Source organism: Myxosarcina sp. GI1(2024) (genome assembly GCF_053543375.1).
Window position 1 is genome coordinate 53,641 of the sequence record NZ_JBKGTY010000002.1, and the last position, 16,681, is coordinate 70,321.

Annotated in this window: 17 protein-coding genes and 2 pseudogenes; 8 read left to right on the plus strand and 11 right to left on the minus strand. The window is 41.1% G+C overall.

Features of this window, described 5'->3' with window-relative positions:
* Positions 1-254: 254 nt before the first annotated feature.
* Positions 255-457: pseudogene (locus ACLFKQ_RS09150) on the minus strand (acyltransferase); the annotation flags it as partial.
* Positions 458-516: 59 nt separating this feature from the next.
* Here ACLFKQ_RS09150 and ACLFKQ_RS09155 point away from each other — a divergent pair.
* Positions 517-828: pseudogene (locus tag ACLFKQ_RS09155) on the plus strand (hypothetical protein); the annotation flags it as partial.
* Positions 829-857: 29 nt separating this feature from the next.
* A complete protein-coding gene (locus tag ACLFKQ_RS09160) occupies positions 858-2,069 on the plus strand; it encodes an IS256 family transposase (RefSeq protein ID WP_448998010.1) in 1,212 nt (403 codons plus the stop codon).
* Between the two features lie 361 nt (positions 2,070-2,430).
* On the opposite strand, the gene ACLFKQ_RS09165 is transcribed toward ACLFKQ_RS09160, so the two are convergent.
* The 7 genes from ACLFKQ_RS09165 to ACLFKQ_RS09195 all read right to left on the minus strand — a co-directional run bounded on the left by ACLFKQ_RS09165 (position 2,431) and on the right by ACLFKQ_RS09195 (position 7,714).
* The gene (locus ACLFKQ_RS09165; RefSeq protein WP_448999534.1) at positions 2,431-2,772 is read right to left on the minus strand and encodes a cupin domain-containing protein; all 342 of its coding nucleotides are present in this window, start codon (positions 2,770-2,772) and stop codon (positions 2,431-2,433) included.
* A 256-nt stretch (positions 2,773-3,028) separates the two neighbouring features.
* Entirely contained in the window at positions 3,029-3,871 is an 843-nt protein-coding gene (gene rsmA, locus ACLFKQ_RS09170) for a 16S rRNA (adenine(1518)-N(6)/adenine(1519)-N(6))-dimethyltransferase RsmA (RefSeq protein ID WP_448999535.1), read from the minus strand.
* Positions 3,872-3,911: 40 nt separating this feature from the next.
* The gene (locus ACLFKQ_RS09175; protein ID WP_448999536.1) at positions 3,912-4,730 is read right to left on the minus strand and encodes a carbon-nitrogen hydrolase family protein; all 819 of its coding nucleotides are present in this window, start codon (positions 4,728-4,730) and stop codon (positions 3,912-3,914) included.
* A 122-nt stretch (positions 4,731-4,852) separates the two neighbouring features.
* Positions 4,853-5,266 carry a cytidine deaminase gene (locus ACLFKQ_RS09180; RefSeq protein WP_448999537.1) on the minus strand — a complete coding sequence of 138 codons (414 nt, stop codon included), beginning with the start codon at positions 5,264-5,266 and terminating at the stop codon, positions 4,853-4,855.
* Positions 5,267-5,594: 328 nt separating this feature from the next.
* A complete protein-coding gene (locus ACLFKQ_RS09185) occupies positions 5,595-6,686 on the minus strand; it encodes a 3-deoxy-7-phosphoheptulonate synthase (protein WP_448999538.1) in 1,092 nt (363 codons plus the stop codon).
* 174 nt (positions 6,687-6,860) lie between these two features.
* Positions 6,861-7,049, minus strand: a complete 189-nt coding sequence (locus ACLFKQ_RS09190; protein ID WP_448999539.1) for a hypothetical protein — start codon at positions 7,047-7,049, stop codon at positions 6,861-6,863.
* 62 nt (positions 7,050-7,111) lie between these two features.
* Complete coding sequence (locus ACLFKQ_RS09195) at positions 7,112-7,714, minus strand: hypothetical protein (protein ID WP_448999540.1); 603 nt, start codon at positions 7,712-7,714, stop codon at positions 7,112-7,114.
* A 208-nt stretch (positions 7,715-7,922) separates the two neighbouring features.
* Between ACLFKQ_RS09195 and ACLFKQ_RS09200 the strand changes: the two genes are divergently transcribed.
* The 4 genes from ACLFKQ_RS09200 to rpe all read left to right on the plus strand — a co-directional run bounded on the left by ACLFKQ_RS09200 (position 7,923) and on the right by rpe (position 10,897).
* Positions 7,923-8,657: a MotA/TolQ/ExbB proton channel family protein gene (locus ACLFKQ_RS09200; protein WP_448999541.1), complete on the plus strand. Its 735-nt coding sequence runs from the start codon at positions 7,923-7,925 to the stop codon at positions 8,655-8,657.
* A gap of 37 nt (positions 8,658-8,694) precedes the next feature.
* On the plus strand, positions 8,695-9,288 hold the full coding sequence (locus ACLFKQ_RS09205; RefSeq protein ID WP_448999542.1) for an ExbD/TolR family protein: 594 nt from the start codon (positions 8,695-8,697) through the stop codon (positions 9,286-9,288).
* A gap of 76 nt (positions 9,289-9,364) precedes the next feature.
* Positions 9,365-10,045 carry a uracil-DNA glycosylase family protein gene (locus ACLFKQ_RS09210; RefSeq protein ID WP_448999543.1) on the plus strand — a complete coding sequence of 227 codons (681 nt, stop codon included), beginning with the start codon at positions 9,365-9,367 and terminating at the stop codon, positions 10,043-10,045.
* Between the two features lie 156 nt (positions 10,046-10,201).
* Positions 10,202-10,897: a ribulose-phosphate 3-epimerase gene (gene rpe, locus ACLFKQ_RS09215; RefSeq protein WP_448999544.1), complete on the plus strand. Its 696-nt coding sequence runs from the start codon at positions 10,202-10,204 to the stop codon at positions 10,895-10,897.
* A 63-nt stretch (positions 10,898-10,960) separates the two neighbouring features.
* Here the strand turns inward: rpe and ACLFKQ_RS09220 are convergent, their stop codons facing one another.
* The gene (locus tag ACLFKQ_RS09220) at positions 10,961-11,917 is read right to left on the minus strand and encodes a diguanylate cyclase domain-containing protein (RefSeq protein ID WP_448999545.1); all 957 of its coding nucleotides are present in this window, start codon (positions 11,915-11,917) and stop codon (positions 10,961-10,963) included.
* 964 nt (positions 11,918-12,881) lie between these two features.
* Between ACLFKQ_RS09220 and ACLFKQ_RS09225 the strand changes: the two genes are divergently transcribed.
* Entirely contained in the window at positions 12,882-13,859 is a 978-nt protein-coding gene (locus ACLFKQ_RS09225) for a phosphoribosyltransferase family protein (RefSeq protein ID WP_448999546.1), read from the plus strand.
* 56 nt (positions 13,860-13,915) lie between these two features.
* Entirely contained in the window at positions 13,916-14,845 is a 930-nt protein-coding gene (locus ACLFKQ_RS09230; protein WP_448999547.1) for a carbonic anhydrase, read from the plus strand.
* Between the two features lie 15 nt (positions 14,846-14,860).
* On the opposite strand, the gene aroA is transcribed toward ACLFKQ_RS09230, so the two are convergent.
* Positions 14,861-16,207, minus strand: a complete 1,347-nt coding sequence (aroA, locus tag ACLFKQ_RS09235; protein ID WP_448999548.1) for a 3-phosphoshikimate 1-carboxyvinyltransferase — start codon at positions 16,205-16,207, stop codon at positions 14,861-14,863.
* 153 nt (positions 16,208-16,360) lie between these two features.
* Positions 16,361-16,516, minus strand: coding sequence for a hypothetical protein (locus tag ACLFKQ_RS09240; RefSeq protein WP_448999549.1), 156 nt, complete (start codon positions 16,514-16,516; stop codon positions 16,361-16,363).
* Positions 16,517-16,681 lie beyond the last annotated feature (165 nt).

The window sequence follows — 16,681 nt, forward strand, 5'->3', positions numbered from 1 at the left end:
TTTAACAGCTCTATTTGAATGCTTAAAATCGCTTGTTTGTTTTGTTTGTTAATTTCATTTTTTAACCTACCATAGCTAAAATCATTTTAAAAGTTATTTTGTGTACGAAAGGGTAAATTGTACAAAACTACTGGGATAAATTTTTAACGTAGTGCTATCTTCAAACAGAAATTTGCTTATCGCTATTATAATTTGTGTCGCTATTCAACCACAAAACAAATCCACATAGCTGGTTTTTTGGTTATTTAGGATTTTCATTTTCGGCTGTCGATAACTTTAGCAGGCACACCAACGGCAACTGAGTAGGGTGGTATGTCTTTAGTTACATACAACTGCTCCAGCAACAATGACGCTGCCTGTGCCAATGGTTACCGTCGAAATATAAATATATTCATATATTTACTCCGCTACCCAGCCAGCAATTATCCTCAATTTCGATTTCCTTGAAGTTAAATCCTTATAAAGTGAAGTAATAGATAGTGAGAGTTATTAGACTTCTTGCAGAAGTCAGGGGAAAGGGAAAAGCGTAGGATTTGGGGTGAGCGAGCTAAAGTTCGTTGTGTTCTGTATATGGCAACTCTAGTTGCGGTACGTTTTAATCCCACAATAAAGACTTTTTATGAACGTTTAGTTAATAAAGGCAAGCTCCAAAAAGTTGAGGGGCTGTCTCTTGAATTTACTTCAAGAGCTTGTAAGCCCCGTGCTCTCACTGCTTGTATGCACAAACTTCTAATTGTCTTAAATGTCATGATGAAAAACAATCAAGCCTGGCAACCTCAAATCGGGGTATGTAAAATAAATTGTGTCAAAGGTCAAAACACACTCTAATAAATAGAATTAATGTGAGGAATGAGACTATGACCTTTCGACCAGAGTTAATTGATGAACTGCTCAAAGACTATGAAAAACCAGAAGACCTTATTGGAGAAGGAGGAATCCTCAAACAACTGACCAAAAAACTCGTAGAGCGTTGTTTAGAAGCTGAAATAGACGTACATCTAGAGACTCAGAAGGCAGAGCGGGGCAAAAAAGAGCGACAAAATCGACGCAACGGACACAGCCGTAAAACCATTAAGGGGGAGTTTGGCGAAGCGGAACTTGCCGTGCCTCGCGATCGCGATCGCCAATTCGAGCCTCAGATGGTCAAAAAAGGACAAACTCGTTTTACAGGCTTCGATGACAAGATTCTCGCCCTGTATGCGAGAGGAATGACCACTCGTGATATCCAAGCCCAACTACAAGACCTTTATGGAGTAGAAGTATCGCCAGCCCTGGTATCTCAAGTAACCAATGCGGTTCATGAAGAGCGACTCCAGTGGCAAAATCGCAGCCTAGAGGCAGTGTATCCAATTATCTTTTTTGATGCTTTGGTCGTCAAAGTCAGACAGGAGGGAAGAGTCATCAACAAAGCCGTCCATCTAGCTCTGGGAATCAACATCGAAGGCGATAAGGAGTTATTGGGGCTGTGGATGACCCAGACAGAAACGGCAAAATTCTGGCTGTCGGTGTTAACTGAGTTAAAGAATCGTGGAGTCAAGGATATCTTTATTGCTTGTATCGATGGTCTGACGGGCTTCGCCGAAGCGATTGAAACGGTATTTACGCAAACCCGCGTACAGTTATGTATGGTACACATGGTCAGGAACTCCCTACGCTATGTCTCCTACAAACACCGTAAAGCTGTTGCCGCTGACCTCAAACGAGTGTACACTGCCGCTACTGAAGCTGAAGCCGAACAGGCACTAATAACTTTTGCTGACAAGTGGGACTCCACTTATGCCCCAATTAGTAGGTCTTGGCTGGCTCACTGGCAGCACGTGATTCCGTTTTTCCAGTTTCCTCCAGAAATCCGTCGCATTATTTACACCACTAATGCGATCGAGTCGATGAATATGACTCTTAGAAAAGTGTTGAAGAATCATCGGATTTTTCCAACAGATGAAGCTGCGCTCAAAGTTATTTATCTTGCGATTAATAACTTATCTCAGAGATGGACTAGACCTTTACGGGATTGGAAAGCTGCTTTAAATCGATTTGCCATCGAGTTTGAAGGACGGCTTCCACTTTAACTTTCTTTGACACAAACTTATTGACAGATCCTCAAATCGCCTAATTTAATTACACTATCACTTTTATTTTTTCAAATCACAGTAAGTTATAACTGTTAAAACTCATCTACCGTAGTGACCGATATCTTTACCTGCATCTAGCCCATATAAGAGATGAGTCATGGTTTTATTTTTGCGTAAGTCTGCAACTGACTTACTGCGCTTTTCAGTTGAATAGAACACAACCGAGCGACTTTTTTCTTTTGCTTCCTGACTCCTGACTCCTGCCTAATACCAAGATGTAGTCTACCCAAACGAAAACTGCTGTAATTCACCAGATTACCAAGAAGATTGTTTATTTAACCTCTTGGACAAGCTCGACTTACACTTCATCCCTGTCGTCAATTCTGGCTGGAGGATTAGTAGCTTCTACTGCAGTAAATGGTTCGACAATTTTGTAGGTATGAGTAGCTCCTTTTGGTACTACCCAAGAATCACCTGGTTCTAGTTTTACTACCTGGCCTTCTAAATGTAATTCTGCTTTACCTTGAATTACATAGCCTACTGTCTCATATTCTCTAGCTTGGTCTGGTTTAGGTTCTGCAGGTTGCTCTTTTTCCCATAGACGCATGGATATACTCTTACCACTGGCTAAATATTTTTGACCCATGTCTCCTTTTGGTGAATGAGCCGAACTAACTTTTTTGACTGTGGTGTCGCTCATAATGTTTTCGATCGCTGAATAACAACTATATTTCTATTTCTAAATTTTTTTTTGCCGATAGGCTGCCACTTGTTAGAATTTATCTCGCTCGACAACAAATTTACTTCTACTTAAAGTTATAAAAAGATGGACTATTAGATAGATTTATAGCAATTGCCTCGAACGACTAATGCTAGACACTAAAATAGCTGCAAGCTAAGTAAAAATTTCCCATCTCCCTTGGGGGTAATGCGATCGATAATATAATATTGCTACATCAAAGATTGATGCTATTGCTTAAAGCAATCCAGTCTTGCAAGCTGAGGTCTTCTGCGCGACACTTGGGGTTAAAGTCTAATTTAGACAGTAATCTCTCAAGATCTTCCTTTGCCACGAGACTAGTTAAGTTATTACGTAACATTTTACGGCGATTGCCAAAACCAAGTTTGATTAATGTTTCTAACTGACTGGGATTAACAGCAGGCTTGGCAAGGGAACGTGGATGTAGCCTAACTACTACCGAATCTACTTTTGGTGGTGGATAAAATGCTCTGGCAGGAACCTGACAGATTAATTCGCAGCTAGCTAAATACTGTACGCGGAGTGATAATGCGCCAAAAGCTTTAGTACCAGGAGTTGCGATCAGGCGTTCTCCTACTTCCTTTTGCACTAATAAGACGATTGAGTCATATGTTTGGGTAGCAGGACGAGCAATTTTTCCCAATAGCTTTTCAATAATTGGACCCGTAATATTGTAGGGAATATTGGCAACTACTTTATTGGGATTTTGAAATTTAGGAAAAGGCTCGAGCATAGATTTTAAATCTAGTTCTAGAAAGTCTCCCTGCAGCAGCAAAAAATTGTCTTTTGTACCTAACTTTTCCAGCAATTTTTGGCATAAGTGGCGATCGACTTCCACGGCAACTACAGCTTCGGCTTCAGATAATAAACGGTTAGTTAAAACTCCCGTGCCAGGACCAATTTCCAAGACACAATCGCTCTGCTTTAATTCTGCCGCTGCGATAATTTGCTCTAAAACTTTTTCGCTGCGCAGCCAATGTTGGGCAAAACGTTTCTGGGGTCGAGAATTAAAACTGGTTCTCGGCGAGCGCTGGGTCATTAAATAAATTATTTTAAGATTGACGATAAGGAATAAAGGGTCAAACAAATACTCGATGGTTTAAAGCAGGCATTTGGCGACGCACTTGCAGGAGACGATTGGGATTAATTTCGGCGATCGCTACTCCTGGTTCCACTCCCGCATCGGCTAAAATAACTCCCCAAGGATCGACGATCATGGCATGACCGTGAGAGTAACGGCGTTGATAATGATTACCAGTTTGAGCCGGTGCGATTACGTAAGCGGTATTTTCAATCGCTCTTGCCTGTAGTAATACCTGCCAGTGGTCTTTTCCAGTAAAGGCGGTAAAGGCTGCCGGAACGAATAATACATCGACGCCTCGATGGGAAAGATGGCGATACAATTCCGGAAAGCGCACATCATAACAAATCGAGATCCCTACTTTACCCAAATGCTCGGAAGTATAAATCGACGGCAACTCTTTTCCTGGCATTACCGTGGCAGATTCTTGATAGGTATTACCGTCGGGAACATTGACATCGAATAAATGAACCTTTTGATAGTGTAAGACTTGTTTGCCATCGGGCGCGATCAAAACTGCCGTATTGTAAGCTTTAGCTGGATTGTCTGCTACTGGTACGGGAAAACCTCCTCCCAAGATGGTTATTTGGTAACGCTGCGCCATCTTTTTCAAAAATTCATGAGTTTTTTGAGCAATATCTGCAGCTTTAGCTAGCTTATCTGTTTCTAGCCCCAAAAAAGCAAAGTTTTCAGGCAAACCAACTAATTCTGCTCCTTTGCGTACTGCTAAATCGATTAATTCTTCTGCTTCGAGCAAGTTTTGTTCGAGGTCGGGCTTGCTGGTCATTTGAATGGCGGCGGCGAGATATGGCTTCATTGCGGACTCGAATTTTGTGCATTTTTAATCTACCTACAATATAACTTTCAGCCCAACCAAGATAGCAATTTTCACCAAAAGCTAGATAGTTCTTGCTTTCGCTTTTCTGAGAGGGAAGGAAGTTAAAAAGAAAATCCTGCGGGTAATAGTTCTCTAGCTTGGTTGAATTGCCATTGACCGTTACCCTGAAAAACTACTACGGCATCTTTGCCAAATTCCCAAATCACTTGTCTACAGGCACCACAGGGAGAACAAGGAATTTGACGGTCGTTAACTATAGCGATCGCATCGATTTTCATTTTATCCCCTCCTTCTGTAGCGATCGCCGCAGCCACTGCGTTTCTCTCAGCACACATGCTTAAACCGTAAGAGGCATTTTCAATATTACAGCCGGTAAAAATATTACCTGCATGAGTTAAAATTGCCGCACCCACTCTGAATTGAGAATAGGGAGCATAGGCATTTTGAAGAGTTTCCGTGGCTTTGGCAACTAGCTGGTTTATTTGGGCTTCGCTGATTGAGTTACTGGGATTCAATTTTTATCTACTCCCGATCGAGTTAAAATCTACGGGCTTTTGAGGACGGAGTTTAGATTATAAATGACAAATTTAAACCAAAAAACAATCCAAGATGAGCAATTTAGAAGCGGTATCGATAAATTTAAATTTTAAGCTCGAGCGCCAGAGAAAAATTTACGATTTATCAAGAAATATTACGATCGCGCATCTAAAATTGGACTTCTATCGTACTAAAAATAGCTGACCGTCGTTGTTAATTTTTTTTCCTCTAGACATATGGCGGTCATTTTTTCTGCTTTTTGTATTATTTAGACGCTCGCGATACATTTCCCTCTGAGCCTCAAAACTAATTGGTTGCTAGAAAAATGGGGTTTTTATCGTTTTCCGATCTACCTTTAGCTACCGATCGTGCTAGAGAGCGCAACATTTTTTCCGTAGTCGACCAATCGACACAGCCATCGGTAATACTTTGACCGTAAACTAAAAGCTTACCATTATTGGAAATAGATTGACTTCCCGAAACCAAATGACTTTCAATCATTACGCCAATAATTTGTTTCGAACCATTTTCTACTTGTTGGGCTATATTGTCTAAAACTTGTGGCTGACGGGTGTGGTCTTTATTACTGTTGCCATGACTACAATCGATCATCAACCTAGAATTTAGGGTTTTTTGTTTTAAAGCAGTGACTGCTGCTTCTACGTGTTGGGCATCGTAGTTGGGTTTGCTCGCGCCGCCTCGTAAAACTAAATGTCCGTCGGGATTGCCCGTAGTTGTAACGATACTCGCTAGTCCATCCTGATTGATTCCCAAAAAATGATGGGAAATTCTTGCCGTTAACATCGCATTAATCGCAGCTTTAAAACCACCATCCGTACCATTTTTGTAGCCCACGGGCATGGACAAACCAGATGCCATTTGTCGGTGTATTTGGCTTTCTGTAGTCCTGGCTCCAATTGCCGTCCAGCAAATTAAATCGGCAATATACTGGGGAGTAATCGGGTCGAGTAATTCGGTAGCTGCAGGCAGTCCAAGCTCTGCTAGATTGAGTAGCAATTCTCTAGCGGTTTTTAGTCCCGTATTGATATCGTAACTGTTGTCGAGGTGAGGATCGTTAATCAATCCTTTCCAACCGACGTTAGTGCGGGGTTTTTCAAAATATACCCGCATCAATATTTCTAAGTTGTCTTCTAGTTCGGTACGCAGGGCAGCTAGTCTAGTGGCATATTCCATTGCCGCCTTGACATCGTGAATCGAACAAGGTCCGACAACCACCAACATTCGCTGGTCTTCACCAGATAAAATATTACGGATGCGATCGCGAGTTCTCGTCACCAAGACAGCAGTGGATTCTTCAATGGGAAATTCGCTTTTAATATAGGCAGGGCTTAACAATGGTCTGGTTTCGATAACGTGCAGGTCGCTGGTAACGTACATATTTACTGATTTAGTTGCTTACTTTAGAGTTTGATATCAAATATTGTCGAATATATTGGTCTCGAAACGTAGGTGTTTATCAATTTTTTTGTGATAATTTAATTTATCTTTAGCTACGCTTGCATTTGCATTATTTCATAGAGATAAGCTTACAAAATAAGCGGCTTAGTTAGGTTAGGGAATTGGTTGGGGTTCTGGTGTTGGTACCGGTTGAGGTTCCGGCGTTGGCACTGGTTGCGGAACGGGATTGGGAACGGGTTGGGGTTCTGGCGATGGTACTGGTTGCGGAACGGGATTGGGAACGGGTTGGGGTTCTGGCGATGGCACTGGTTGTGGAGGTTTGGTAGGAGGAGTTTCAATCATCTGGTTTAATTGGATAAACTTCTCAATCGATCTTGATCCCGATCGCGGTTGCTTTGCCTCTCTTATAAGTTAGAGTTTTTCAAACATTTTTCTGCTAACAGTTGGGGATAGCCAAAACAGTTATGAAGCGATAGTTGGGGTCCACAGTAGGTTTTACAGACGCGATCGAGAATTTTAACGAAGCGATCGCCATCGCCATCGATCGCTTCAAAAGCAATACTCCACCACAGTTGAGAATCGATCTCTAATCTAGTTAATTCTCCACTCACGCCAGATTCCTCACGCTGCTGACGTTGTTTCCTCACACCAATCCAAAATTTGCTGGGTACAAAGCGAGCGAGCTGGTTTTGAGCGATTGACTCACCTTCGAGCGACTTGTACCATCGTTCTACCCGTCCCGACCACACGGCATCGCCAAATTCTCGCTCTCCCCGCTGAGCCTGTCGCCACTTGAGTTCGAGGTTTCCCTGTCGCCATTTACAGCTAACGGTAGTCGATTCTGGTAAATAAAGATAAAAGTCAGTTCTGGCTTCTGGTTCGCCTGTAGTATCTTGTAGGCAGTCACTAAGAAACCAACTTTCCACTTCTGCCGGTACTTCTCCAGATTCAAACCAGCGGATTTCTATAGTTTCGCTCGCCTTTTCTGGCACTTTATTTTGAAACATAAATATATAACCTGCGTTTCTCAAACAGACATCAACCACACACAAGCCTCAAGTCGCCTCTACTGCTAGGTCGTCTAGTGCCTTTTCACGTCAGTTAACATTGATTTATTTGTAGGAGGATTAAAATTTAACATCAAGACAATTTGAATAACTTAAACTGTGGAAGAAATGTTTTGGCAACCAAGATTACTGGAGGTAAGACGATACCATGAACTTTGCTGAAATAATTGCTAAAGGAGGCATAGCCATTTGGCCTTTGCTATTGCTGTCCGTTCTTTCTATAGCTACGATTCTAGAACGTATTTGGTTTTGGTCGAGGGTCTTATTCAGAGAAAAACAAATTTACCACAGAATCATCGCCGCAGCCGAGCGCAATTGGGATTTGGTAGAAAAAGTTGCCAGCGAACATATCAATCATCCTATGGGAAGTTTTGCTCACGCACCTTTTAAATATTCCGATCCCGATCCCGAAGTATTTCACCTCGCTTTAGAATCTGCTGCCGACGAACAATTAGCCAGAATGCGTAAAGGAGACAAACTCTTAGAAGCAGTGATTGCTCTGTCTCCATTATTGGGATTATTTGGAACGGTTTGGGGTTTGATTAAATCTTTAAGTTCGATCCAAATTGGCGATTTGGGTACTGCTTCAACTTCCGGAGTTACCCTGGGGATTGGGGAATCTTTAATTTCTACTGCAGTAGGATTATTAGTGGCAATTATAAGTCTGGCGTTTTACCGGCTGTTTCACGCTTTTTGGTCGAATCAGGTCAGGCTGTTACGCCAAGCTGCCAGTCAACTAGAAGTAATCTATCGTCAAAAATGGGATGGAGAAGATGATGAGATAGTAGTTGCCGATGAATATTCTTTTGTCAATCTCGAGTCAGAACCACCGCATAGGGAGGATTTTCCCTTTGAAGCTAGGGAAACGGGAGAACAAAGATAAGCGAGCGTCATCTTGATAGCCAGTGAGTAAATTTAACATGACTTCTACTAATAAAAAAATTACTAAAAATAAATCTAAGTATCGTTCTTCACCAATTAGACCTTTTAGACTTTGGCAGGATGATAGTCGCGAAAGTGAAACCAGAATTGAAATTTTGCCTCTAATCGATGTTATTTTCTGTATTTTGACCTTTTTTATCCTGGCGGCGGTTAATTTTTCTCGACAACAGGCAATTAGTTTGAATTTACCCCAGGCAAAAACTGGTACGCCTCAGATGCAGGATATCTTAGTCGTGTCCATAGACGACATCGGTCAACTTTACGTAGAGCAGGATTTAGTCAGTCGCAGCGATTTGACTTGGGAAATTAAAAAGTACAATCAGACCAATCCCGATGGTTTAATGGTCTTGTATGCTGCGAAGAATTCTACCTATAGAGAAGTGGTAGAAGTATTAGATATCTTACGAGAAGTAGGAGGCGATCGCGTGGCTCTAGCTACCCTTCCTGAAGGTTCTCAGGCTCCAGAACCCAATGATTTCAATCCCCCCGCAACTATACCCGGGCTTCCTCAAGGCTTAGATCCCTATAATCCTTACTCAATTCCCCAACCACCTACACCACCGACTAATTAATTAATACCTAGTCAGTAAAATTCGCCAGAGAAAAAATGAGATAATACAAACGATTTTTACTGCCTAATCTTCAAATATGTCCGAAATTGAAACTTTAATTGCTGCGGTAAAGCAGGAAGCCGAACGAGAAAAATTCCCTCTCGACATGGCTGTCTATCGTGAAGCTAACCTCGAACCCACTCAACCGATATTATATGCGGGTAATTTAAACAGTCCTTTGTGTTTTTTTGGCAGAGATTTGGGCAAAGACGAGGTTTATGCTCGTCAGCCTCTCATTGGTGCCTCGGGAACTATGGTTAGAGAGGGATTTTATTATGCCATTCATCGAGAAAAAGCTCCTTCGAGAAAAGAACTGGACAAAACTACCTGCGATCGCGTGTTGCTGACCAATACCGTTCCCTATAAACCCCCGGGCAATAAGGCGTATTTAATGAAGGTTAAAAACCGCTTTCGACCTTTTGTAGAAAAATTATTGCTGTTTCACTGGCAGGGAGATCGAATTATAACTTTAGGTACGGAAGCCTTTAAATGGTTTGCTCCCTACGCTCCTAAAGGAGAATTAGATAGTTTTTACAAACAGAGCGATCGCTTTGAGGCTAAGCAACGGGTTAATTTGACTGCCACTGACGACATGGGTATGACTCACCAAAAAGTTATCATTTTGCTACCTTTACCCCATCCTTCTCCCCTGAACCAAAAATACTATGCGGCATTTCCTAAAATGCTTCAGCAGCGACTGGCTCAAGTTGAATTTTAATCAGCTCGATCGCTCTCGGTTTTAGAGTCTTGCTGTGGTCAGATCTTCAGCTCGATTTCGCTCCCCATAGCTAAAAACGTGATAAGGTAAAAGGGGAAATCTAAAATTTTTGTTAAGCTCGATACAAAAGATTTTTATCAGAGAAATAAATAAATTATGAGTAATAAAAAAACTGTTATTTCCCCCTCGATCCTGTCGGCAGATTTTACCCGTCTGGGTGAAGAAATTAAAGCAGTAGATAGAGCTGGTGCAGACTGGATTCACGTTGATGTTATGGATGGTAGATTCGTACCTAACATTACTATCGGACCGATGATCGTTAAAGCAATCCGTCCTCTGACTGAAAAAACCTTAGACGTTCACTTAATGATTGTCGAGCCAGAAAAGTATGTCGAGGACTTTGCTGAAGCCGGGGCAGATATTATTACCGTTCATGCAGAACACAACGCCTCTCCTCACTTACATCGGACTCTCGGTCAAATACGCGATCTAGGTAAGCAAGCAGGTGTGGTACTCAATCCTGCCTCGCCTTTAGAACTGATCGAATACGCTCTTCCCATGTGCGATTTGGTTTTAATTATGAGTGTCAACCCTGGTTTTGGCGGACAGAGTTTCATTCCCGAGATGGCAGATAAAGTCAGAAAACTAAGTCAAATCTGCGACCAACGAGGACTCGATCCTTGGATTGAAGTTGACGGTGGCTTGAAAGCTCACAACACCTGGCAGGTTTTAGAAGCGGGTGCTAACGCGATCGTCGCTGGTTCTGCAGTGTTTAAAGCTTCCGATTACGCTGAGGCGATTGAAGGAATTCGCAATAGTAAACGTCCACAGGCAGAATTTGCTACGGCATAAATCTGTAGTTTTCTCAAACTCAAGCGGCTCGTCAGTGGTTTTAACTAAAACCACTTTTTTTATTTATCTGCTGAGATTTGGCGACAAAACGACGCGATCGCGTCCCTGAGTTTTGGCTCGATAGAGTGCATCATCGGCAGCAGCGACTAACTGCAATCTATTAGTTCTTACAGTAGGAATCGTCGAGGCTACTCCTAAGCTTAGAGAGACAAAATTGCTTATCGCTGAATTTGGATGAGGAATCTCGAGGTTTTTGACCGCTTGACGGATTGTTGCGGCTACCTTTAAAGCATTTGCCGATGGTGTCTGAGGTAAAATCACCGCAAATTCTTCTCCACCATAACGCGCTGCTAAATCTGCCGGACGCTTGACTGCACTGAATATAGCGCGAGCGACTCTTCTCAAACAAATATCTCCTGCTTGATGACCGAAGCGATCGTTATACCGCTTGAAATAATCGACATCGCAAAGTATTAGAGATAAGGGATAGTGTTCTCGATATGCTCTGCGCCATTCCTGTTTTAAGTAACGGTTGAAGCAATAGCGGTTGGCAATTTTAGTCAAATCGTCTCGACTGACTAACATTTTGAGACGCTGATTTTTAGTCTTTAATTTTGTCTGTAAACTACTTACTACTAGCTGATTTTGAACCCTAATAATGAGTTCTTCAATATCGAAGGGTCTGGTTATGTAGTCGCTACCACCGCTAGTAAAAGCTCTAACTTTATCTGGCGTTTCAGCGAGAACGCTGATAAAAATAACCGGAATATCTTTAGTACGAGTATTGGCTTTTAGCTGTCGACAGACCTCATAGCCGTCCATTTCTGGCATAGCTATATCCAACAGAACGAGATCGATCGCACTCGACTTAGCGATTTCTAATGCCAGTCTGCCGTTATTAGCTTGTCTGACTTCATAACCTCTCGAAGTTAGTACGGTTGATAAAACTAATAAATTGTCATCGCGATCGTCAACTAATAAGATCTTTTCCGATTTAATTGACGAAAGCGAACTGGACATTTTAAGTAATTTATTAATGCATTTATTATAATTTTCACCACAATTATATTCGTTAAATTTAGCACTTAATTAATGCTTTATAATCTAGAGCAAAATCTTTATTGAAAATCAATATAACTAAATTTTCAAAAGTTCCAAATATCCTTTTGAAGCTTTTAAGCTCTACATTACTTTATTTAAAGACAGTAAAAACTCATGCTTGACTAGTAGTATCTATTAAGCTATGGTAAAGTACGAGCTAAGGTTGTTAGCTTCGCTTTCTACAAAGCACATACCCCTTATTAATATAAAGTCACGATAAAATCGATTTATTAGCCTATTTAAAGTTTTGTTCAAAGTATTTTTTGTCGTACGGTCAATGCAATTAGAAACTTTTAAAAAACGCAAGCTGTAATTTTGGTCTAATCAACTCTATTTGAGTAGCGCTCGCACTTTTAATCAAACTAAACTTTTGCGTATGTTTGCGGTTGTCCGTACTAGATTATTTGGTTTGCGGTGCCAGGTAAAAATGACATATATAGTAATGCTTGGGCAAGAGAGAAGAGTCAAAATAGCCCTATAGCAATTTATCAGTAATAAAATTAGCAGCTATAAACGTAAAGTTCGATCTATTTTTTTATTTATTAGCATCCATTTCGGTCTAAAGTTAAGTTACAGGGTAACTATACATGATGAGCAACCCGTGTCTAGAGTCGAAATAATCTCAGTAAAACAAGTGTAATTAGTCTCAGATATTATTTTTTAGAAGTTCGGTAACTCATTCAAATTCATTAAACAAATCCTAAGTAGAGCAAAATTTTAAAAAAATTTAATGAAATTTAAAAAATAACAAGAGAATTGAGATGATTAAGTTCAATTTATTAACTAAAATCGCAAACAAAGCCAAATTCAAAAACTGGCAAAAGAAAACTGTTTTTTATATATGGGGTTGGAGTAACTTTGGCTTTACAGGAGCAAAGCCATCATGATGAATTTTCGTACTTTTGACGATATGAGTTCGGCTTTGGCTAACAAGCTCAGTTTAATCCCACGGGACGTAGATTTAATCGTCGGTATTCCCCGTAGTGGTCTAATTCCTGCTAACATCTTAGCCTTGCATCTCAATTTGCCTCTAACAGATCTAGATGGTTTGATTTCTGGAAGAATGCTAGGTAAGGGCAGAACTCGCTCTCATACCAATCAAAGAGTGACAGTAGGCGACTGCCGTAAGGTTTTGGTCATAGATGACAGCGTGTGGACTGGTAAAACTATTATTATGGCGAAACAAAAAATTGAGCGAGCAGGCATTCCTCAAGAAGTTATTTATGCAGCAGTTTATGTGTCTCCAGAGACCAAAGACCAAGTAGATCTTTACTTTGACATTTGTCCTTTTCCACGTATGTTCGAGTGGAACTTCATGCATCACGGGTATCTTGAGAAAGCTTGTTTGGATATAGATGGTGTACTCTGTGAAGATCCCACTTCCCAAGAAAATGATGATGGACTAAAATACCTTGAATTTTTAGAAAATGCCAAGCCACTTCTCATTCCCACCTTGCCAGTGGGTAACTTAGTAACTTCTCGTCTAGAAAAGTACAGACCTCAAACTGAAAATTGGCTAGAGAAACAGGGTATCAAATATGAAAAATTATTCATGTTAGATTTGCCCGATTCAACAACCAGAAGAGCATTAAATAATCATGCTCATTTTAAGTCTCAAATATATCGGCAAACTAAGAGCATAATATTTATTGAGAGCGAACTAAAACAAGCTATAGATATCGCTAAATACAGTGGTAAGCCAGTACTTTGTACAGAAAACCGTAGGTTGGTTTATCCCGATGGTATGATTTCTGCTGAGATACAGTATCGACAGAAGCAAATTAACTCCAATTTAAAACAGCTAAAAAGGAGACTACGTCCGCTTCGAGATAATATGTCTCGTCTGCTGAGGCGAAAATAGTTCTGATTTATTAGATAATAGAGAACATCTAGTTGTCTGTTGTCTACAAAAAAATAGTGAAAAAGTTAATTCGCGGTCTCGATGAGTTTCGACAAACCTATGTAAACACTCACCAAGAGCTTCTAGAACAACTTTCTCACGGACAGAAGCCCAGGGTGCTGTTTATTACCTGTTCCGATTCTAGAGTAGCTCCTAACTTAATCACCAATACTGACATAGGGGAACTGTTTGTGATTCGCAATGCAGGTAACATTATCCCCCCTTATGGCTCGGCTAATGGAGGTGAAGGAGGTACGATTGAGTATGCAATTCATGCTTTGGGTATCGAACAAGTAGTAATTTGCGGACATTCTCACTGCGGTGCAATGAAGGGACTGCTCAAACTCAACAAGCTACAGTCTGATATGCCCCTGGTATATGACTGGTTACAACACGCCGAAACTACTCGTCGTTTGGTATTAGAAAACTATCCTCACTACTCGGGAGAGGAACTAGTTGAAACATTAGTGGCAGAAAATGTTTTAATTCAGATTGATAATCTTAAAACCTATCCAGTAGTTAGAGCTAGACTACATCAAAATAAGTTGAGAATTTATGGTTGGATTTATCGTATCGAGAATGGAGAAGTTCTAGCTTATGATACTGCAACTCATACTTACGTGCCGCCCCAGAGTCAATTATCAGATAATGAAGAACCAGATGGTGTCCGTTCTTTAGCTCCTCCAGTTACCAAAGAACTGCCTACTAATAAACTCCGCTCCGATTCAGAAGCTTCACTGACCGATATTAGAGCCGAACTAGATAGATTACTGGCAGTTAATTCACCCCAAACTTCCAGAGAAGCTGAAAGAGCGATAAGCTCATTAGCAAAATTATTCGAGCGAGGAAGTAAATTGGGAATGACTCCTAGGGAACTAAAAAACTATCATTCACTATTCTCTAAATCCATTCAAATTTGGGCGAGAAAGGTACATTCACGTAATTAATTAAAGTAATCATTGTTAAGCAGTTACTTGTTGTAGAGTATTGACGAAATTGGGATAAGAAATTGAAGCTGCTTCGGCGCGATGAATGCTGGTAACACCTTCGGTATTGAGTGCGGCGATCGCCAAACTCATGGCAATACGATGATCGGTGTAACTATCGACCTCCGTTCCCCTAAGCTCTTTGCCGCCAGTAATCTCCAAACCGTCAGGTAGTTCGGTGATTTTTGCCCCCATTTTAGTTAGTTCTGCAGCCATTACCGCCAAGCGATCGCTTTCTTTGACTCTCAACTCTGCCGCATCTTTAATAATAGTAGTTCCCCTAGCAAAAGCAGCAGCTACAGCTAGAATGGGAATCTCATCTATTAGACGCGGAACTAGACTGCCTTCTATGGTACAGGCTTTTAGCTGACTGTGTTTAATCCGCAAGTCGGCCACCGGTTCTCCGGCAATAATGCGCTCATTTTCTCGGCTAATATTTGCCTCCATCTTCTCTAGGGCTTCTAAAACTCCAGTACGGGTGGGATTTATTCCCACATTGGTAATTAACAATTCCGAATCTGGTACGATCGCACCAGCTACCAACCAAAAAGCAGCAGAACTAATATCTCCTGGAACGATGACTTTTTGTCCCGTTAGTTTGGGTTGCCCGATTAAGGTAACGCTGTTAAGTTGAGGCTCGGTGATTAGTTCGGCACCAAAAGCCTTAAGCATGCGTTCGCTGTGATCGCGAGACAAAGCTGGCTCGGTAACGGTAGTGTTCCCTTCTACCATCAATCCAGCAAGTAACACACAAGATTTGACCTGAGCTGAGGCGATAGGAGACATGTAGTGTATGGCTTTGAGTTGTCTACCCTTAACCGCTAAAGGAGCTAAGGAATTTTGCCTGCGTCCCCAAATAACCGCACCCATTTGTTCTAGAGGTTTGACAACGCGAGACATAGGGCGAGATCGCAAAGAACGATCTCCGGTGACGACAAACGTTCGCTCTGGATGAGATGCCAACAATCCAAGCATCAACCGCATTGTCGTTCCAGAATTACCTGCATCTAATACATCATCGGGTTCTTGTAAATTGCCCAACCCAATTCCTCGAACTACAACTCGTTCGCTATTTAATTTGGAAATTTCTGCTCCCATCCCCCGGAAACAATTAGCGGTACTACGAGGATCTTCTCCTAGTAACAAACCTTCAATAATCGTCTCTCCTGAAGCGATCGCCCCCAACATCAAGGCACGATGAGAAATAGATTTATCTCCTGGTATACTAATTGTCCCACGTACTGTTACTCCCGAAGTAGGAATAGCGATAATTAATTTTTGGGGCTCAGGGTTATCTTGCGTGGTTACGACAGAAGAGGACATAAGCTAAAAGTCGGCAAAATAATAATTTCCGTAGCCAATCTTATCAAAATTTCATCTAGCTATAGATAGCACCGAGAGCTTTTTGTCTAAGACAAAGGAAATGGTAAATGGCAAGTAGCTGAAGTGCGATCGCCGCGTCTCAATTAATTAGTACTATAGTACTGCTAAATTGCAAGCCAAAATAATAACTAAATTAGAAGTTTTTGTATTTTCGTTAACTGTTCCTCGACAACCAAAACATTGTCCTCTCAGCTCAAACACTACCAGAGTCATTACCAAGGCAATCAATATTTCTCGGCGATCGCACATAGGTAAATTCTGTTAATAGTATGACTTTAGTGATTAATATTTGGTTGACTATTAGTTTTATTTATATGTACAATAATACTTAACTTAACTAATTTTAATTTTTGGTTATTTTTCGCAACTTTAATGGGGCGAAATTTTAATTTAAGACTTTCTCGTCAACACACT